Source organism: Thalassobius sp. Cn5-15 (assembly GCF_022347685.1).
GTDB lineage: Bacteria > Pseudomonadota > Alphaproteobacteria > Rhodobacterales > Rhodobacteraceae > Thalassobius.
The window spans coordinates 224426-243388 of sequence record NZ_JAKRGF010000004.1 but is presented as its reverse complement, the minus strand read 5'-3'; the positions used below and the strand labels follow the sequence as shown (position 1 = coordinate 243388).

Below are 18963 nucleotides of genomic sequence, written 5' to 3'. Positions count from 1 at the left end.
CTCTTAACATCCGCGCTGACCGGTCATTGCCCTTCCAAGGACTGCAAGGACTGGATGAGCTGATCACCAGCTCGGATCGCTTGGCGGATAGATTTTAACCGGTTTTCACTTTCCGCCAGCTGCGCCTCGCTTTCTGCTAGCCGCTGCTGCGATATTTTCTTCTGTATGAGAGATTGCGTATACTTCCGCCAAAGCGGCAATTCATTGATAGAAACGGGTGCAAAATCTGCAAGATCGCGTAGGGTTTGGCTGCCAGTGTCACCCTCGGTCCAGACCTCTGTCAAAGCCTGCTCAAATGCTGGAATATCCCAATCCAGATCGGCGCCATTTGCCCGAGCCTCGTTAAGAATTCTGTCAATCAGCGCAGGATCCGGCATTTGCATGCGCTTGGCAAATTCTAACCCCGCGACATCTTTAGCGCCGCGCATATCGTAAAAAGCAGATACCACAATTTTCTGTTTCTTTGAAGGCATCGCCAGAAATGCATCTATTAGCGCCCCGCGATGCGGAGCAGGAGTAAAGCGCATGTGGTGGGCGAAAGCCCTTTCTGCGTCTCCCAAAGAGTTTGCCCCCCATTCTGCCAGATGCGAATCTAGGCGAGGAGTTTCTGCACGCAAATCGGCATCTTCGGCAAAGGCACCAGTTGTGATGAACACCAAGACGACGCTCCAAATCAGACGCATCAAACATACCTTCCTACTTGTCTCTCTGTCAGGATCATGACCCGTTCAAGATGGTGATCTTGAAATCTATCTCACCACGCTGCTCCATAACCTGCAAAGCTTCTTTTCCGGCAGTCCAGCCATTGGCAAACATCTCTTTCAGTGCGTCTTCCCCAATAGTGCTGAGACTATGCGCTGGAATTTCCAAAAACGCCTCGTTGTCGTAATAGCCGCTCGCATGTCTCGTGGCGGGGCCTCCACTATAGCGCTGGATGATGGCCTTGCCGTCAGAATACTGGCGCAGAGTGAGTTCTTCAGTTTCCTTGCCGCCTTCAACCTCATCCACCTGTTTAAAGATCACTTCGGTAGACGTGACTTCGGGCGCTTCCTGATTACGGCTATTTGCCCGACCCCTGCGGTTCAGTTGGGTTTCAATCAGCCAGCAAACAATGAAAATCAGGATCGCAGCGATCCAGATCTTGCCGACGGGCAATTCTTCCCAGAACAAATTTGCAACCAGTGACAGGCTTGCCAAGATCCAGGCGACCCAGCGAAAGACACATAAGCGGTCGGCCCATTCTTTTGCGGTCCAACGGGTTTTCTTAGGCGCAGGAGGGGTGTTTCGCTCTCTCGGCGGGATGTGCAAATAGTCAAACGGCACCCCAACAACCCGCCCGGGACTACCCGGAACCAAGCCTACGACTGGTAGCTCTTTCAACCAATTGAACATGGATGACCCGCCATAGGCAGCCGCCTCTCCGAATTCGACGCGGCCTATCATTCCCTGGCTCAGCGCCACACCGTGCGCGGTGCCATCCTTCACAATTTCAACACTTGCGTACCAAAGCCCCGCCATCTCTGCATCTTTGCGACCATCTGTCAGACGACCGGCGAATGCGGCAAGAGTGGTGGCGTGTCGGTCAAGGTCGCCAAAGCGTTCCTGTGCTGTTGCCCTTTTGTACCACCTTGGAAGATCAAGTCGGATGTAGCTCCAGCGCCGCTGCTTTTCGCTTTCTCGGGTCTCATATGCCGTGGGCTGAGGTGGGCCAAACACTTTAGGGATATCAAAGGTTTTTAGCGGTCCAAGAACCAGCTTACCCGTTGGGTCGAACACATGATGCCTGTCCTGATCATCCGTGAATATCATGCACTCACTGTCGTATGGGGCATCTTCATAGGCCGCGAATTCGAACGGCACCAGTTCTTGTCCGGTATGCGGACAGATTGCACCCCATTTTCCGTCCGTTCCCTCTTTACCTTTTGCGCGTCCGATCAAGGACTTTGAGAGAGGGCCTAGTTTGGGAGGGGCTACAAAATTGGGGCCCGCAAAGTCACAGGTTGATCCCAAAACAACCCGCCAATGCTCGACCGCATGTTCCCGATCATCATGCCCAAGACGAACCTCATATCCCCACCATGGTGCCCCCACCTTGCCCAGAGTGGGGCCGGTAGGGACGGCGCCATCTTTGGCAATATGCCACGGACCATTCAGAGTATCCCCATCACGTACGATCAGACTGATCATATGTTCAGCACCTTTCTCGGCCCTGACAATATTGGGGATCAGAGAATACCCCTGTCTGGTTACGCGAATAAGCGAGCCAGTTTCCCATCCCGGCCCGTAGGCATGCGTGCCAGTAATACGGGGAGGCTCATCCCCACGGTCAAAGGCGGCCGTACCATAGGGCTTGATGCCCAGCTCCCAGCGCGCATTGGCCTCTTCCAGATTGCGCGGCATATATTGCAGGTCGCTGTCGCGAATGCCTTCGTATGTGGCACGTGCTGAAAATTTTGTCGGTAGTACCTGGAGCCAAACAAAATCCTCTGGACCGACAAAGCCATCGGCAACAACAAATGCCTGCATTTTCCCTGTGGGTAGCGTCAGGGCCAGTCGATCCGGAGGCTGGAAATCAAGCTCTCCCATCGCATAGTTCAAAAGTTCTCTGCGGTGCCGCATTGGCATTTCAAACCACAGATCCTCATCACGAACCGCGTGCTGATATTTGCGGGGGCGGAAATGCAGTTTTCCGTCGATGATCGGATAAGGCTCTGTACTATGCCAGACCCAGCTTTCAGCTTGACTGACATCATGGCCCTGCAGATGTGCGAAACGCTTTAGAAGATCGCGCAGTATTTCCTCATTCAGCGCCTCCTGCGCATTTCCGTTTCGCGGGTCACGTGCGTCAGACGCATGGCAAAGTTCCGCGATTGTGACGGGCCGCGTCGTGATCTGAGTGTCCGGCATTGAAACCGGCGATTTATACAAACCCGGCGGCTTCAAGAATGTCGTCTTGAGCGGGGCAATTTCTTCGTCACACAACGCAACCAAGCTGCCAGTGATCCGATCTCCCCGCCGCGCTTCAATCAGGGTCATGGGATCGGTGAAGGTCCGCTCAAAGGTCGCCGTTCTCTCTTTCCACGGCACGCTTAGCACCTGTTGGATTCGATGAATTTGTTCAGTAAGCAATTTCATAAACCTTGATATTCACGGCAAAATTTGGACAACTACCTTTTCGCAGAAAGCCCTTTTGGATTAAAGCTATTGAGGATGCAGAGCAAATTGTTTGGAAAGCGTATCATGATCTTTCGATACTTATTTCTGGTTTTCTTCTTGACCAGCGCCTCAACATCCAATGCTGACGAATTTGATGATGCGTTGTCAGCGTTGGACCGGGAAAAGTTGCAGGCATCCGAAGAGAGCATTGCTGACTATAATGCGCTCACGCGCAGCCTCCCTGTGCGCCACCGGACGGAGGCTCTTTCTGTATTTCCTGATTTAGAGCCAGAAGCTCAAATCATCCTGCTTGATCTTTACGCACGATTTCGTACCGGGGACGAACGATTGGATGGCCGATTGATCGTTAGCTCGCGCGGCTTGTTCCAAGATGTGCAAGATCTGCTGATCTTTACAGCGACGGGGGCTTTCCCCGAGAACGGGCAGCTACCTGATGCAGTATCGCAGATGGAACGTACGTTCCGTGCTGTTCCACAGATGGAGGCAATGCTTGATGCAGGCTTTGGCGACGAGGTTCGGCATATTCAGGCTGAGGCCTATGCGGACTATGAAGAACGCTTAGCGCGTGCTAAACAAGACCTTGCCGCAGCTAAGGAACGCCGTGCCGAAGGTAAGGAACGCCTTGCAAAGTTGCGAGCCGAGCGCGCGGCAGGTGAACGGGCAATTCAACGACTGACGGCCCTTCGTCATGCCTTGCAAGCGGTTTCGCAATAACCGATTCTAGCTGAGATTTTTTGTTATTGCGAAACGGAAACTGCCTCTCAGCGCGGACTGAGAGACAGTTGAACCGTTCAACTAAATGACCAGGAAATTGATTTGTGAATCTCCCCAAACCTGCCTATGGTTTTCCCAAAGTCTATCAAAGGCCTTTGCGGAAGGCCCACGTGAACAGATATTATTGGAAACAGGTCAGAACTGTTCCCGTCGCGTAAATAGCAGCCCAACGGCGCGTGCCATTGCAGCTGTAGCAGGAATAGGAATGATCGCTGTCAGGCACCTGATGGCAGCTGTCCTTCCCTCCGCGATCACAGACATAATCCAGCCCATTTCCTTCAGCCCAATCATCCAATTGGTGACAGAAACCGAGTAGGATGTTCTGAGCATTCTTGTTCTTCACCAGATACGGCTCGTTCAGGCAGGCATTAACAGCGTCATCATTGCCAGATATTTGGAAACATCGACTATCCAGATCTCCCATGGAAGACAGCATTTCTTCCCGAGTGGTGCCGGAGATGCCAGCCATGCCATCCATGAACATGCCCGCCGCAAACCCAAACAGATCTCCAAAACCGAAATTGCCTTGGGGCCGAGAAGAGTTGGCCGGACGCGGCGGCATCAGCGCGGCAAAAGAATAGTTGTTGTTAGGCAAGAACGTAACGCGGTAGGTGCGCGTGGCCCCTTTGGCGGTGATCTTGAACTCGCGCTCATTGCCTTCTGCATTCGCGCCTAGATAAGCATCAAAGCGCACGTTTGTATTCGGATGCGTGCGGCAGATGTCGTTGTTGAGAATTCGCATCGGTTTTCCATTTAAGCCGCGCAGATAAATATCCTGCTAGGCGTCGTAGACCCCCCAATCAGCAAATTCGAACGCACAGCCACCTTGCACTTGGACAATATCCGGCGTCGGCCCACGATGTTCTTTCGGGCTTTTTAGCTCGTGGTCATCGGAAAAACTCGGCGCACCGTCTTTCCATATCGGCACAAGAGAAACCGCCGCGAAATCACCCGGATCACAGTATGGATCCTTGGGCAGTTTGTATCCATCACTGCGCATACGCATTAACTTGCTTTCCACGCGCGAAATCTGAAGCATACCCCCGTACAGACTGTATACGCCATTCGTGGATTTCACGACTTGCATCACCGCGCCAAACCAGGGCGCATACTTTCGGGCTGCAGTATTGATTTCGTCTAAGCTGCCTTGTGCCAATTCAAGGTGGCACATGCCGGGCGGAGCCATCAAATCAGGATTCAACGCAAGTTTCTGAGTCATAGGTGCTGGGCATTTCTCGCGCAGAACGGCACTGGATGCATATCCGTCAATTTCCTTGCGGGTGGCGGGGTCAACCAGCCGCACTCGTGACACGGCACCTGCACCGACGACCTCCCCCAATACCATAGCGGGTGTCCCGTTCAGGAATTCCCCCATGGCCCGCCCGCCTTTTGGTGCAGAAAACACAGGAGAGTGGGTGTGGCTCGTCGTGCAAAAGTAGCCCTGGTAGGCTGTGCCACTTAGCGCCACTTTCGTCTCGGAAACAGGTTTGCTATGCGCGGGTAACAGTTGTTCGCCGCTCTTCCAGTCATACAGCGCTACATAGGTCTTGCCCGTCGAACAGTAGCTGTCTTTTGGGATTTTTCCTGAAGCCTTCCATTTGGTCAGAACCGGTTTTTCCTCTGCAGGCTTCAAGGCCCCGATCGAGACAGCATACCAGCCATTGTCTGCTTCAAACACCTTCGCAAACCGCCTATCGCTCAGGGTGCGAACATAGTCACGGGCGGCATCCAAACTTGGGCGCGAAGCAACGATGAGTTCACATGTACCGGGTTTAACCATATCTTCGGCCATAACCGGGGAAGAGAAAAATGCCATAGCTGCTAAAATCTTACGCATGAAAAACCTTTATAATCTTAAAGACTTGTTCGCTTCGGTTTCATTGTTAATGCACTATTGATGAGTAGTCCATCTGTCGTGGTTTCTCTCATACTACTTGGCCCGATTGAGCATCAGGCCTAACCAGTTCACCTAATTATTTCAAAACTCCCTCGCATTGTGCTCGACATCGGCCCAGTGCTTGTTTTGGGGCAGTGACTTGGCGCGTCGTGCGAGATCTTCGAACCGCACGGGCATGTAATCCCAGACATCAACGCCTGCATTGACGCTGTTGCTGGAGCCTTTCCAGTTCTTGTGGACGTGCCCAAAGATCTGCAGCGCACCACGTCGGGCGCGGTTCCAGGTGATCATGGGATAATGGCAGAGGGTATGCATCTGCTTGTCGGTGCCATCCTTCACTTCTGCCATGTGAGAGATACTGTCCCAAGGCAGCGCCAGTGTAGGCTCCAGGTCATGATTGCCGACAATCAGGTGTTTCTCTGCGCCGGGTAGCTTGGCAAACAGTTTGGTCAGCCAGTCCTGATCCTTTGCCTTCTGCCCGAAAGCAAAGTCACCAACGATCCACAGGGCATCCTTGGGGCCAACCATAGCCCATAAGTTCTGCATCAGAACCGCATCCATATGGTTCGCTGAGCGGAAAGGGCGGTCACAGAACTTAATGATGTTCTCGTGCCCGAAATGGATGTCTGCCGTATACCAATTGGTCATGTCTTTAACTCCGTCATGCCCGATGGCGGCGGCGTCAGAGACAGTGCAGGGATGGGGGATCATCTCATGGCGAACAGCTCGAAGCCGCCCGCCATTTTTGCGGGCGCTAAAATAGGGTGATATGTGCGCGTACTGTGATCATGCGGCGTTCATAGCGGCTCTGTGCCCGCCTGGCTATCCGGGAATTCACAGATCCATGTCCGAGGCTTCAACCTCCTCGCCGGTCAGCGCTTCCACAATCTGACGATCCAATTCTTCGGTGTGCATCCGGCCGAGCTCGTAATCCTCCAGTGAGAAGTTGATAGATGTCATGCCCGGCTCACCACGATAGCTGACTTTAAAGGTGGCAACGCAACCGGGTCTGATCAGCTTGTCGCGCGGGTGTTCAAACCGGTACTCAACAGTGTTGCGGTAATGCTGGGCTGAGCCGCACAGCTCATATTCAGTGATCAGCTTGCCGCCCGAGCTGGTCGTTTCCTCACGTCTGATTTGCCCGAGCGCATCAAGGTCGGGAATGAACCCGTCCATACTCCAGGCATAGGTCAGCACCATGTCGCGCCCGTTGATCTCGACCCGAGAGGGCGGACCATAGGTCTCCTCAATCTGGGCTTTCAGTTCTAGCGGTTCGGGCAGTGCGTCACTGGGCTGGCGAATGCTGCGGTAGATCGCCATGGGGCGCTGTTCCATCACACCCGAAGACAAACGGGCGGTCATCTGATCCTGAGGCGCTTTGGCCAGTCGCCCATTGATGCCGACATCGCCGATCCGGGAATAGAGCTGATAGGTGAACTCAAACACCGCGCCATCCGGAGATTGAACCCGCAGAACTTCGCTCTCGCTTGTAGGGGCAGCGTCGCTGCGTTCCGCGTAGACGGCCAAAACATCACCAAGAGGATCGCCGGGTTGCAAGCCGAGGATCTCGTAAGGGTACGGGCGCTCTGCAGGCGTGGGCATAGCGGTCAGGGTGTCTTCAGCCAAGCCAGCTGAGGCAAGTGACAGGACAAATCCAAGCGCAATTGAAAAACGGATCATGCAACGGACTTTCTGATGTAGGAAAAAGGAGAGGTGTCACCTTCGAAGGCTTCAAGGCGCAGGCCTTGTAGGGACCATTGAACCTCAATGGTCAGCGCCAGCACTTCGGACCAGGCAGCCTGCGCCTCGCGGTAGCGGGCGTATCCGGGTTGGCCGGACTTGCAGGCCAGCATGGAGGTGAAATGTGCGACATCGCCATGCAGGATCTGTTTAGCCAGCGCTTCTGAGCCAGGGAGCTCTGAATGGAATACGGGAAGCGCGCCAAAAGCTGCGCGTATCTCAGCAGCTTCGGCAACACTGTGACGATGGCCGGTGATCAGGCCAATGATATGCTCGGGGCAGTCAAATTGTTCATTGATGCTCTTTGATGAGAAACGCGCCTCTATCGGACCTGTAGCGGGCACCACAATCAGATCAGCCTTCGCAAGTGCCATCGACAAGGCGTCTTCAGGATAGACCTGTGTATCAATCAGGACGATATCAAAGCCGCGCGTGGTGGCGGCAGCCAAAGCATCTTCCACACGCTCGTCTGTTGGGCATTCAACCAATTCCAGTTGAGGCGGCCGTAACCGACAGGCCTCCATCGCAGTCAGCCATGTCTGTAATGTGGAGGGGTCCTTACAATTTGAGCCCCTGCAGGTCTGACTGGTGCAATCCATCACCATCACACGCTTGCCCAAAGCCAGAAATCCCGACGCCAACGCCATAACTGCCGTCGTCCGCCCGGACCCGCCTTTAGCTGCATGAATGGTGATGGTGTGCATAACGCATGTCCTAGTTAATCAAATACATATTATAGTTGATAACATTAAAGTATGTAATCCACAATCGTCCTGCGCATGGATATGCGCAAATTAGTCGGACAAAACTTCGCTCGGATACGGAGAGAAAAAGGCCTTACACAGGAGCAGATTGAGGAGCGTTCTGGCTTCAGTCAGCAATACTTAAGTGGATTGGAGCGCGGAAAGCGCAACCCCACAGTGATTACACTCTACGAACTTTCCCAGGCTCTTGGGGTCAGTCATGTGGAATTGGTTAAGCCAGACTGACTCGCAGCCAGCGTACTAGGCAAAAATATCGTCACAAGCTTCCAAGCCAACATGAGAAGTACAGTTCCTAGAGGGGCTTATCCGAAAGGCTGTTACCAGCTTCGCGGCAAATGAGGACGAAATGCGCGACATTATCCTCACTGACCCCGAGATCAGAAATAAGGTCACATCGCACTTTTAGGGGCGCGCATTGCGTGATGCTCTGCGCGTTGCATCGAGGCACAAGGTTACCCGTGCCTGAAGCAGGCAAGCGGCGCTATTTATCCTTTTCGTCATCTGGAAAATCCTCATCCACCATTCGTTGCCATTCAGCCATGTCACGCTTCCAGCCGTCGTGATCATCGCCGTAGTCTTCGTGAAACGGGGGTGCAGGGAGATCTTCGGGATGAAATTTGTAACGGGTCACGATTTTTACAAAGTCTCGGATAATGTCTGGATGCATTCGCGGAAAGCTATCGAGATCATCAAGAGCGTGAAGTCGGATAACCTTGTAACGGTCTTCCAACGACATATCGGGGTATTTCACGGCTAGGAATTTTAGAACCACTATGGCTTCGTCAATCACCACTCGCGCAGCCTTACCGCTGCGCGGCGCGGGACGGCCTAAGATGATCTCGTTCAGATCGCCACCGGTCAGGATTGCCAAGTGAGCGATGGCCGGTGTGGGCACGGCCCGGTGCCCTTCTTCATAGGCATAGTAAGTTCGCGGGGTCACTTCCAAAATTTCAGCCATCTGCTGTTTTGTGAAGCCTAACCGAACTCGGTAATTGCGAAGATTGTCGTGTATTGTACCCTCAGCTGCGAATCGTCTGTGCATTTCCTCTCGGGCCATACGCTCATTCTCTTCTAGTTTAGCCTGTAGCGTATCTTCCGAAGTTGTCGTGTTTGGGAGCAGTTTTCCAAGCCGTGACATCGCCTCTCCTTTTCAAACCGGAACGAAAGTTCCGAACTTTCTGCCTGTTGTAAGAATATGGTGACATATGCACATTTCTGTCGGATATTTGCAAGAACTTGCAGAAGAACGAGGGTTTGATGTCGGAGTTGCTCAAAGAAGGACAAACACCGGAAGCGTGGAGCGTGCAATTGCGCGCGCATGGCGTCCATGTCTCCCCGCGCTTGATCCGCACCAAAGCTCGTGCAACGGGCCAGTTTTACCAACTCGGGCGGTTAATGCTACTGACGCCAGCACAGATGGAACGGCTGATCGAAAACGCTTCCGACGTAGAAGAAACACCCGAACGGACTTTGAGATGATAAAGGGGACGCGGATTCCAGTCGATTGGGGCGCAGCCCTGCGCCGCGCTGATGCAGCTCGATATTGCGGTCATTCGCCAGGGCATTTCGACAAACTTGTGAAAAGCGGAATCTACCCACCTGGACGGAACGCAGATGGTGTCGCTGTGTGGCTACGATGGGAGTTGGATTCCGCGCTTGCCGACTTGCCTACCATTGGGGGACAAATGTGGAGCGAAGGAAACAGTTGTGACGAGGCCTTTGGTTGCTGACAAGGATGAAACATCTCAACCCATCCGGGAGGTTCCCAAGCGGCAATGTTCGCTATTATTACCGCCCAAAGGGGCAAAAGGGCATTCGTATGCCCGACCTTCCCCCCGGGCATCCTGACTTCCTTGCGGCCTATGCAGAGGCTGCGGGTAGCATCAAACCTGCGCGGGTAAGACCAGGCTCCGGCAGCCTAGCTTTGGCAGTTGAGGGATACCTGAAATCGGACGTTTTTCTCGTAGGTCTTGCTGAAGGCACGCGAGCCGTCAGACGGCGTATGTTGGATGATATCCGCGAACGATACGGGCATGGTCGGGTGCTCGACCTTCGGACCAAGCACATCGAGGCTGACCTGAGCCGGTTTACGGGACACGCACGAAACAACCACCTGAAAGCTTGGCGGGGCTTTGGGAAATGGCTCGCTGAAACATACAAGATCGCTGATCCAACCACAGGCGCCAAGAAGGCGCACGTCGCGCAGTCAGAGGGTCATCCACCGTGGTCAGAGGACGAGATCGAGGCTTTCCGCGCGCACTGGCCGATCAACACGTCGGAACGCCTGGCATTCGAGTTGATCTTCTGGACCGGCGCGCGCATTTCAGACGTAGTACGGTTGGGTCCGGGTAACGTCGATCATGCCGGATGGCTTGTGTTCCGCCAGCAAAAGACCGGCGGTGAGGTGGCGATTCCGTTTGATCGCGCGTTGCCGGATTTTGCGGAAACTATGTCCGATGATTTGGCGCTCTTACATGCCGCGCTGGAGGCTCGCGAGAGTCGTCACATGACATGGATCACCACCGCACATTCGAGGTCACGCAGCGTGAAAGCCGCCGGACAATGGCTGGCAGCAAAGGCAAGGGCCGCTGGCGTACACGGTCGATCCGCGCACGGGCTTCGCAAAAGCCGTGCGCGTGCGCTTGCTGAGGCAGGTGGTACATCCGCCCAAATCGGTGCTTGGACAGGTCACGAAAGCCTGTCGGAGATTGAGCGCTACATTCGAAATTTCAGCAAAAGGAGGGTTCTGAGCAGTACGAAAAACGAACAAAAAGTTCCAACTTCCGCGGCCAAAGTTCCAAATCAACCAAAAAAGACAGGAGAATCAAATGCTTGAAAAAGTGTTGGCGACCCCGGCAGGATTCGAACCTGCAACCTGCCCCTTAGGAGGGGGCTGCTCTATCCAGTTGAGCCACGGGGCCGCGTGCGACTCGTCTTAGCCGTTGCGGATCCCTTGAACAAGGCCGTGGGATCGCGCTAACATCAAGTCATATCTTTGATTTAGGATTATACGATTGAGCGACACCAAAAGCCGCCCCCTTACCCTGCGTGATGTGTCCGAGGCCTCGGGTGTGTCGGAGATGACCGTCAGCCGCGTACTGCGCAACCGCAGTGATGTCAGTCAGGCCACCCGTGAAAAGGTGCTAGCCGCCGCAAAACAGCTGGGCTACGTGCCAAATAAAATTGCCGGTGCGCTGGCCAGTCAGCGGGTCAATCTGGTGGGAGTAATCATCCCCTCTATGTCAAACATGGTGTTTCCCGAGGTCATGACCGGCATCAGCCGCGTGCTCGAAGATACCGACCTGCAGCCTGTCGTAGGCATCACCGATTACCTGCCTGAGAAAGAAGAAAAGGTTCTGTTCGAAATGCTCTCTTGGCGGCCATCTGGCGTGATCATCGCGGGACTGGAGCATTCCGACGCCTCCCGCGCCATGCTGCGCGCTGCGGGCATTCCAGTGGTCGAGATTATGGATGTGGACGGTGATGCTATTGACGCAGCCGTCGGCATTTCACACCGCCGCGCCGGTCAGCAGCTGGGCGAAGCGATACTGGCTGCGGGCTACAAGCGCATCGGTTTCATGGGCACCAAGATGCCGCTGGATCACCGCGCCCGCAAACGGTTTGAGGGCATGACTCAGGCACTGGCCAAAGGTGGCGTTGAGGTCGCAGATCAAGAATTCTATTCAGGCGGCTCCGCTCTGGCCAAGGGCCGTGAGATGACCGCCGCGATGCTGGAACGCACGCCGGATCTGGATTTCCTGGCCTATTCCAACGACATGATTGGCGCCGGTGGCCTACTCTACCTGATGGAGCAAGGCATTGATGTGCCGGGTCAGATTGGTCTGGCGGGTTTCAACGGGGTCGAGCTGCTACAGGGCCTGCCCAAGCAACTCGCCACGATGGATGCCTGTCGCGCCGAGATTGGCCAGAAAGCAGCAGAGATCATTGTGAAGCGGATCGCCAACCCAGACACAGCGGCCAGCGGTCATGTGGAACTGACGCCAACCCTCAGCTTCGGCGATACGCTGCGCCAGTCCTGAGCGACGGATATACCTGAGGCGCAGCAACGCGCCTCAGTCCGTTCCTCCCTCAAATCATGCGGATCACATCTTTATCGACCGCCAGCATATAGCCTTTGCGGGCGATGTTCTTGACCAGCAGCTCACTGACCATCTGATTGCCCAACGTGTCGCGCAACCGTTTGATGCGGGTGGCGCCTGCGGCCTCCTCACAGTCAGAGGCATCCTTGCCCGACACCATCGCCTCAATCTCGGCCCCTGACAGCAGGTCTTCGTCCATGCGGGCTTCTGCCAGAACGGACAGGGTTTCCATCGCGGCACCGGTCAGCTTGAACCCCATGTTGTTGAGGTAAACGGTGTTCTCATCGCGGCTGATCAGCAGGGACGACACCTGAATGCCTGCTTGTTCGATCTGCGCCATGCGACGATTCATCAGCACCAGCATCACCAAAAACACCAAGGCCGCCACCAGCATCGCGGTGGCAAAGACCAACAGCACAAAGATCACCATCCGGTAGCTGGTCAGCGTATCGGAAAAGGCGGTGCCGGATTGGGCAAGGATTTCCAGCAGTTTAATATCAGCGGCATTGGTCAGATCATCGTTTTCAACGAAAATCCGTTCCACCCGCATGTTGAACGCATTGGCATCCGGCAGGGTCAGGAACAAAAACAGTGCCGCCAAAACCAGCAGCAGCACAATCGCGGAAATTCCAAGGGTGACAATTCGCGTGCCAGAGCGGCGCGCATCAGTAGCGGAGGAAGTAGCGTCCTGCACTGTCTTTCCTTTCCTGCAGACCCTCATCACCAAAGACCGACACCACATTCAGCAGCGTCCAGCCATCCCGCGCCAGACGCGGTGCCAACTCACCCTGTGCAGCCCCTTTGGAGCAGCCACCGCCCAATTCGGCAACGCCATAGTGCAGTTTCAGCGGGTTGTCCTGTTTGGCTTTATAATCGGCATAACAGCCGGCCTGTGCAGCCTGCGGCAGCGCCGCCAATAGGCCAAGCGCGAGGGATATGGAAAGGAACTGTTTCATGATCTCACAATGCGCATCCGGCACGCGTTATTCAATAACCAAAGGGGCCGGAGGCGCCTGATATTAGATAACAGGGCGTCGTTATTGCCTGTCTGAACGGCCCTGACCCAAATTCGGATCACAGCCTGACGCGGCCCCCGCCGCATGAGGCGCCTTGAAACCGAAACCGCTCCTAATACAGACAGGAAACGCCATGTCCCGCAAATTTATCGCCACCGTACTGGCCGCCTCTATCGCCATTACTTCCTTCTCCTTTGCGCCGGCCCGAGCGGCCAGTGATGATGATGTTGCCAAGTTCCTCTTTGGCATTGCAACGCTGGCCATCATAGGCAAAGCGATCGATGATCATGACCGCGCTGACCGCCGCCGCAAACACGAACGCGAAGTCACAGCCTATCCCAAACCTCACAAGCGCAAGGTCCTGCCGCGCCGCTGCCTGACCCGCGCAGAAACCGCTGTCGGCCACAAACGTGTGATGCGCGCCAAATGCCTGAACCGCCACTTCGCCCGCGCCGATCGTCTGCCTCAGGCCTGCCGCCTACCTTACTGGACCAACAAAGGCCGCAAACCGGGCTACCTGATGCGCTGCCTGCGTGACCGTGGCTACCGCGTGCAGAAGAACTGATACACTCTTGATCTCCCCTTGATTACGGCGCCGAATCCAGAAAAATAGGGGGGCATGCAACACCCCAAAACACTCCCCGATTATAGCTTTGAAACCGACGCGCAGGCAGCTGGCCTCCTGCGCGTCGCTGGCGTGGATGAGGTGGGCCGTGGCCCGCTAGCAGGCCCTGTCACGGCCGCTGCAGTGGTGCTGGATCCAGCGCACATTCCTGAGGGGTTGAACGATTCAAAACTGTTGACGCCGAAGCGTCGCGTGGCACTTTTGGAACAGCTGCTGCAACATTCGGACGTTTCGGTCGCTCATGCCAGCGTTCAGGAAATTGACCAACACAACATCTTGCGTGCCAGTCACATCGCGATGGTCCGCGCGATACAAGGCCTGCAAACCCCGCCCGATCTGGCATTGATCGACGGCAACATGGTTCCCGACGGCCTGAACATGCCCGCTAAAACGCTAATCAAAGGCGATATGCGCTCTGTTTCCATCGCTGCGGCCTCAATCGCGGCAAAAATCGCCCGTGATGAGATCATGCAACAGTTGGCCGCCCAATTTCCGGGCTATGGCTGGGAAACCAACGCAGGTTATCCGACCCCTGCCCATAAGGCCGCATTGGTTGAATTGGGGGTCACCCCGCACCATAGACACAGCTTCAAACCGGTGCACAATATCTTGTATCAAGAGTGAAATCTAACGCGCTGATACAAAAAACAAATTGACCCGCCCGCCCGAATGACTCATTTTTAAACCCAACCAAGAGCGCAAAAATGCGCCGGGTATTGAGGCAGAAAATGACGAGCAAACAAAAACAGAAGGGCGCGCCTGCGCTCCCTCTAAACGCGATTCTAGATGGCGACTGCATCGAGATGATGAACAGCCTGCCAGAAGAGTCGGTTGACCTGATCTTTGCGGACCCCCCGTATAACCTGCAGCTGAAGGGCGATCTGCATCGCCCCGACAACTCCAAAGTAGACGCGGTTGATGATCACTGGGACCAGTTTTCGTCCTTTGCGGCCTACGACAAATTCACCCGCGAATGGCTGGCGGCTGCACGTCGCATACTGAAGCCGAACGGCGCGATCTGGGTGATCGGTTCCTACCACAACGTCTTCCGCATGGGCGCGGAACTGCAGAACCAGGGCTTCTGGATTTTGAACGACGTGGTTTGGCGCAAATCGAACCCAATGCCGAACTTCCGCGGCAAACGCCTGACCAATGCGCATGAAACGCTGATCTGGGCGTCGAAATCCGAAAAGGCCAAATACACCTTCAACTACGAAGCGCTGAAAGCACTGAACGAAGGCATTCAGATGCGGTCCGACTGGGTGTTACCAATCTGCAATGGCGGTGAACGGCTGAAGGATGAAAACGGCGAGAAAGCGCATCCGACGCAAAAACCCGAAAGCCTGCTGCATCGCGTGATCCTCGGCACCACCAACCCCGGTGACGTGATCCTGGACCCGTTCTTTGGCACCGGCACCACCGGCGCTGTGGCCAAGATGATGGGCCGCAACTACATCGGCATCGAACGTGAGGAAAGCTACCGCAAGGTTGCCACCAAACGTCTGGCCGCCGTGCGCCCCTACGACAACGAGGCGCTGCAAGTCTCTACCAGCAAACGCGCCCAACCGCGCGTGCCCTTCGGCCAGCTGGTTGAACGTGGCTTTCTGCGTCCCGGTGACGAACTGCATTCGCTCAACAAACGCCACAAGGCGAAGGTGCGCGCTGACGGCTCCATCGTGGGTGGTGAGGTCAAAGGATCGATCCATCAGGTCGGCGCCGCCCTTGAAGGTGCGCCCAGCTGCAATGGCTGGACCTACTGGTGTGTGAAGCGTGACGGCAAAGAGGTGCCCATCGACGACCTGCGTCAGCAGATCCGTTCGGAAATGGGCAACTAAGTCAGACAACACTCAAAATCATTAGTTACCGCCGGTGCCTGTAGCCTGACAGCCGGCACAAACTGCCCCGCCCATCCGGCGGGGCTTTTTTCGTCTCACGGGGCCATACGGCACACGCAGGGGCGCTCTGTCGATGCCCCTCCAGAATTACAGCCAGAAGCGCCGCAGTCCTGCCGATCAGAGCCGTGGTTTGGGCAAGCTACCCAGCTTGTAGGGCGTCCAATCCTCTACCTCGGGATAGAACTTCCGCCGCCAATCACGCACACGCGGGTTCATCCGGCGGCGCCACAGAGGCGGGATCATCGCCAGCACGGTCATGATCGGATAGCCATAGGGAAACTGTGGCGCCTCCTCGGCATCATAGTTCTGCAGCAGCGGGAAACGGCGATCAGGTTTATAATGGTGATCGCTATGACGTTGCAGATTGATCAGCAGCCAGTTGGTGGCCTTATGCGCCGCGTTCCAACTGTGGCGGGGTTTGACGTGTTCATACTTGCCGCCGCCCAGATGTTTGCGGGTCAGACCGTAGTGTTCGACGTAATTCGTCAGCTCCAGCTGCCAGATAGCGCTGAAGGCCTGCACCGCGAACAGCGCCAGACCTTCGACACCGCCCAAGGCAACCGCCAGCGAGACTGTAACCACCTGCAACACCGCATAGCGCCAGAACGGATTGCGCCGCGACCAAACAGGCCGCTTTCCCCGCGCCAGCAGGGCCTTTTCCGCCCGGAACGCCGATATCCAGCATTCCGGCAGCACGCGAAAAAAGAACCGATGGAACCCCTCATTATACCGCGCGGTCACTGCGTCGGCTGGCGTACCCACATGGCGGTGATGCACCAGCAGGTGTTCCGAACGGAAATGCGAATAGAGAACAGTGGACAGCAGCAGATCGCCCAGCCACCGCTCCCACTTGTTCTTCTGGTGCATCAGTTCATGGCTGTAATTGATCCCCACAGTGCCAGAGATAACCCCGATGCCGAAGAACAGCACCAGTTTCTCAACCACGCCCAGATGCCCCGCCCGGGTGGCATAGTAGATCATTCCGAAGATCACCGCCGCCTGTAGCGGAAACCAAATCCATGTAATCATCCGATACCACAACAGGGCCTCATCCGGCGTGTTGGGATCAGCGTTATCCAGATTCAGCCCAGTCACGAAATCAAGGAAGGTAAACAGCCACCACGCCCACAACGGCAGCAGCAGCGTATAGTAGCCCCCCTGCGTCGCGGCGATCAACGCAATCGGGATCAATGTCAGCGACAGCCAGAAGGGCAAGGCGCCGATCAGGCTCAATCTTTTGGGGGTTGCGTCGGCTACCGGCGGGTTCTCAGGACGGTCAGTCATGACGCATTGTCGAACGCCCCAAGCGCGAGGTCAAATGCCTTTCGCATCACAGTGGGCAAATCGGATGGGCGAAAGGACGCAGGCTCGATAAATTGCCCAACCTCTGGGTTCGTACCCATCGCCACCTCTGCCACCCGCACCTCTAGGATCAGGTGGAAATGGGTAAACGTATGGCGCGCCTCTGTGCCCAGACGCTGCCAGTTGGCGGCCATAGGCGGCGCCTCTGCCGCGCCCTCCTCGGACCACGCGCCACCGGGCCAGCCCAGCATGCCACCAAGCAGCCCTGTATCCGGTCGCCGCTCCAGCAGATAGGCACCATCGCTGCGGCGTGCGATGTAGGCGATCCCCAGACGGGTGGGCTTCGGCTTCTTCGGGGTTTTCTTGGGCAGTTCCGCCGCTGTACCCTCCACGCGCGCCACACATGGATCGCGCCACGGGCAGATCCCACAGGCCGGATTGCGCGGGGTGCAGATGGTCGCGCCCAGATCCATCACCGCCTGAGCATAATCACCGGGACGGCTATCGGGCGTCAGGGCACCAGCCAATTTGGTCAGCTGCGGTTTGGACCCCGGCAGAGGATCATGCACATCATGCAGCCGCGCCATGACACGTTCGACGTTGCCGTCCACCACCACCTCCGGCAGGTCATACGCGATAGAGGCAATGGCCGCGCCAGTATAAGGCCCAATCCCCGGCAGCTTCAGCAAACCAGCAAGCGTGGTTGGAAACACACCGCCATGTTCAATCGCCACTACACGGGCACATTTCAGCAAATTACGCGCACGGGCGTAATAGCCAAGGCCTGCCCATTCGCCCATAACATCGCCATCCTCCGCCGCAGCCAGATCCTGCACCGTGGGCCAACGGGTAACGAACCGCTGGAAATAATCACGTACGGCCGCCACAGTGGTTTGCTGCAACATCACCTCTGACAGCCAGACCCGATAGGGATCAGGACGCACACCCGACAGCTTATCAGCAGGGGGCACACGCCACGGCATGTCACGGGCATGCACATCATACCACGTCAACAAATCCTCAGAATTCGCGGGCTTCCGCCTGTCGTCACGCAATCTTTATGCCCCGTATTGTTCTATTCACTGGTATCCGCCTACAGCACACCTAAAATAGAGCCAAGACCAAGGAAAGAAAGCATGGCCGAACGGCGCTCTAAAACCACACGCAAATTCACACGTGGATTCGCTCGCACTGGATCCCTGTTACAGCAGCAGATCCGGCAGGCTGGAGAGTCGCGTGGTTTTGCCGTGACGCGCCTGTTGACCCACTGGCCCGACATCATGGGCGAAGATCTGGCCGCAATGGCCCGTCCCGTAGATGTGAAATATAATCGCCAGGGCTTTGGCGCGACGCTGACCGTTTTGACCACTGGCGCGATGGCCCCGATGGTGGAAATGCAGAAAGAGCAGATGCGGGCCAAGGTGAACGGCGTCTACGGCTACAATGCGATTTCCCGCGTGCGCGTGACACAAACCGCACCCACCGGCTTTGCCGAGGGGCAGGCGGATTTCAGTTACGCCCGCAAAGAACAACCAAAACCCGAACCCACCCCCGAAGTACGGGCCGAAGCCGCAACGCTGGCCGCCGGTGTCGGGGACGACGGATTGCGTCAGGCGCTGGAACGGCTGTCCCAGAGCGTTCTGACCAAAATGAATTCTCAAGAGAGGTAAACA

At 55.9% G+C, this 18963-nt stretch carries 21 protein-coding genes and 1 tRNA gene; 9 read left to right on the top strand and 13 right to left on the bottom strand.

The genetic code is table 11. From position 1 onward, the window contains the following. Positions 1 to 23: 23 nt before the first annotated feature. Positions 24 to 683 (bottom strand): hypothetical protein, encoded by a 660-nt coding sequence (locus tag MHM86_RS11145; RefSeq protein ID WP_239199306.1) that lies wholly within the window; start codon positions 681 to 683, stop codon positions 24 to 26. A gap of 34 nt (positions 684 to 717) precedes the next feature. Then, positions 718 to 3135, bottom strand: coding sequence for a hypothetical protein (locus MHM86_RS11140; protein ID WP_239199303.1), 2418 nt, complete (start codon positions 3133 to 3135; stop codon positions 718 to 720). Between the two features lie 75 nt (positions 3136 to 3210). Between MHM86_RS11140 and MHM86_RS11135 the strand changes: the two genes are divergently transcribed. Beyond that, positions 3211 to 3891, top strand: coding sequence for a hypothetical protein (locus MHM86_RS11135; protein ID WP_239199300.1), 681 nt, complete (start codon positions 3211 to 3213; stop codon positions 3889 to 3891). A 181-nt stretch (positions 3892 to 4072) separates the two neighbouring features. Here the strand turns inward: MHM86_RS11135 and MHM86_RS11130 are convergent, their stop codons facing one another. From MHM86_RS11130 to MHM86_RS11110, 5 genes are all read right to left on the bottom strand, one after another. Then, on the bottom strand, positions 4073 to 4693 hold the full coding sequence (locus MHM86_RS11130) for a hypothetical protein (protein WP_239199297.1): 621 nt from the start codon (positions 4691 to 4693) through the stop codon (positions 4073 to 4075). Positions 4694 to 4729: 36 nt separating this feature from the next. Further along, entirely contained in the window at positions 4730 to 5788 is a 1059-nt protein-coding gene (locus MHM86_RS11125) for a hypothetical protein (RefSeq protein WP_239199294.1), read from the bottom strand. Between the two features lie 141 nt (positions 5789 to 5929). Next, the gene (locus MHM86_RS11120) at positions 5930 to 6496 is read right to left on the bottom strand and encodes a metallophosphoesterase (protein ID WP_239199291.1); all 567 of its coding nucleotides are present in this window, start codon (positions 6494 to 6496) and stop codon (positions 5930 to 5932) included. A gap of 186 nt (positions 6497 to 6682) precedes the next feature. Next, a complete protein-coding gene (locus MHM86_RS11115) occupies positions 6683 to 7528 on the bottom strand; it encodes a hypothetical protein (protein ID WP_239199288.1) in 846 nt (281 codons plus the stop codon). Next, a complete protein-coding gene (locus MHM86_RS11110; RefSeq protein ID WP_239199285.1) occupies positions 7525 to 8292 on the bottom strand; it encodes a ParA family protein in 768 nt (255 codons plus the stop codon). The genes MHM86_RS11115 and MHM86_RS11110 overlap by 4 nt, the downstream gene beginning before the upstream one ends. 75 nt (positions 8293 to 8367) lie before the next feature. Here MHM86_RS11110 and MHM86_RS11105 point away from each other — a divergent pair, with 75 nt between their 5' ends. Continuing rightward, positions 8368 to 8577 (top strand): helix-turn-helix domain-containing protein, encoded by a 210-nt coding sequence (locus MHM86_RS11105; RefSeq protein WP_370644128.1) that lies wholly within the window; start codon positions 8368 to 8370, stop codon positions 8575 to 8577. A gap of 256 nt (positions 8578 to 8833) precedes the next feature. Here MHM86_RS11105 and MHM86_RS11100 read toward each other — a convergent pair whose 3' ends face one another. After that, on the bottom strand, positions 8834 to 9490 hold the full coding sequence (locus tag MHM86_RS11100; protein ID WP_239199282.1) for a helix-turn-helix transcriptional regulator: 657 nt from the start codon (positions 9488 to 9490) through the stop codon (positions 8834 to 8836). Between the two features lie 119 nt (positions 9491 to 9609). Between MHM86_RS11100 and MHM86_RS11095 the strand changes: the two genes are divergently transcribed. Together MHM86_RS11095 and MHM86_RS11090 are read left to right on the top strand one after the other, a co-directional pair. Then, positions 9610 to 9831: a hypothetical protein gene (locus tag MHM86_RS11095; protein WP_239199279.1), complete on the top strand. Its 222-nt coding sequence runs from the start codon at positions 9610 to 9612 to the stop codon at positions 9829 to 9831. A 340-nt stretch (positions 9832 to 10171) separates the two neighbouring features. Continuing rightward, positions 10172 to 11188: a tyrosine-type recombinase/integrase gene (locus MHM86_RS11090; RefSeq protein WP_239199276.1), complete on the top strand. Its 1017-nt coding sequence runs from the start codon at positions 10172 to 10174 to the stop codon at positions 11186 to 11188. An 8-nt stretch (positions 11189 to 11196) separates the two neighbouring features. On the opposite strand, the gene MHM86_RS11085 is transcribed toward MHM86_RS11090, so the two are convergent. Beyond that, positions 11197 to 11273: transfer RNA gene (locus MHM86_RS11085), tRNA-Arg, on the bottom strand. A gap of 93 nt (positions 11274 to 11366) precedes the next feature. On the opposite strand from MHM86_RS11085, the gene MHM86_RS11080 reads away from it, so the two are divergent. Further along, a complete protein-coding gene (locus MHM86_RS11080; protein ID WP_239199273.1) occupies positions 11367 to 12392 on the top strand; it encodes a LacI family DNA-binding transcriptional regulator in 1026 nt (341 codons plus the stop codon). Between the two features lie 49 nt (positions 12393 to 12441). On the opposite strand, the gene MHM86_RS11075 is transcribed toward MHM86_RS11080, so the two are convergent. After that, positions 12442 to 13173, bottom strand: coding sequence for a hypothetical protein (locus tag MHM86_RS11075; protein ID WP_255723154.1), 732 nt, complete (start codon positions 13171 to 13173; stop codon positions 12442 to 12444). Beyond that, positions 13118 to 13408, bottom strand: a complete 291-nt coding sequence (locus tag MHM86_RS11070) for a hypothetical protein (protein WP_239199267.1) — start codon at positions 13406 to 13408, stop codon at positions 13118 to 13120. The genes MHM86_RS11075 and MHM86_RS11070 overlap by 56 nt, the downstream gene beginning before the upstream one ends. A gap of 193 nt (positions 13409 to 13601) precedes the next feature. On the opposite strand from MHM86_RS11070, the gene MHM86_RS11065 reads away from it, so the two are divergent. The 3 genes from MHM86_RS11065 to MHM86_RS11055 all read left to right on the top strand — a co-directional run bounded on the left by MHM86_RS11065 (position 13602) and on the right by MHM86_RS11055 (position 15928). After that, positions 13602 to 14033: a hypothetical protein gene (locus MHM86_RS11065; RefSeq protein ID WP_239199264.1), complete on the top strand. Its 432-nt coding sequence runs from the start codon at positions 13602 to 13604 to the stop codon at positions 14031 to 14033. A gap of 54 nt (positions 14034 to 14087) precedes the next feature. Then, positions 14088 to 14717: a ribonuclease HII gene (locus MHM86_RS11060; protein ID WP_239199261.1), complete on the top strand. Its 630-nt coding sequence runs from the start codon at positions 14088 to 14090 to the stop codon at positions 14715 to 14717. Positions 14718 to 14821: 104 nt separating this feature from the next. Next, positions 14822 to 15928, top strand: coding sequence for a site-specific DNA-methyltransferase (locus MHM86_RS11055; RefSeq protein WP_239199258.1), 1107 nt, complete (start codon positions 14822 to 14824; stop codon positions 15926 to 15928). A 177-nt stretch (positions 15929 to 16105) separates the two neighbouring features. Here MHM86_RS11055 and MHM86_RS11050 read toward each other — a convergent pair whose 3' ends face one another. Both MHM86_RS11050 and mutY read right to left on the bottom strand, forming a co-directional pair. Continuing rightward, complete coding sequence (locus tag MHM86_RS11050) at positions 16106 to 17272, bottom strand: alkane 1-monooxygenase (RefSeq protein ID WP_239199255.1); 1167 nt, start codon at positions 17270 to 17272, stop codon at positions 16106 to 16108. Then, a complete protein-coding gene (gene mutY, locus MHM86_RS11045; RefSeq protein WP_370644125.1) occupies positions 17269 to 18345 on the bottom strand; it encodes an A/G-specific adenine glycosylase in 1077 nt (358 codons plus the stop codon). The genes MHM86_RS11050 and mutY overlap by 4 nt, the downstream gene beginning before the upstream one ends. Before the next feature lie 81 nt (positions 18346 to 18426). Between mutY and MHM86_RS11040 the strand changes: the two genes are divergently transcribed. Further along, complete coding sequence (locus MHM86_RS11040; RefSeq protein ID WP_239199252.1) at positions 18427 to 18960, top strand: DUF721 domain-containing protein; 534 nt, start codon at positions 18427 to 18429, stop codon at positions 18958 to 18960. Positions 18961 to 18963 lie beyond the last annotated feature (3 nt).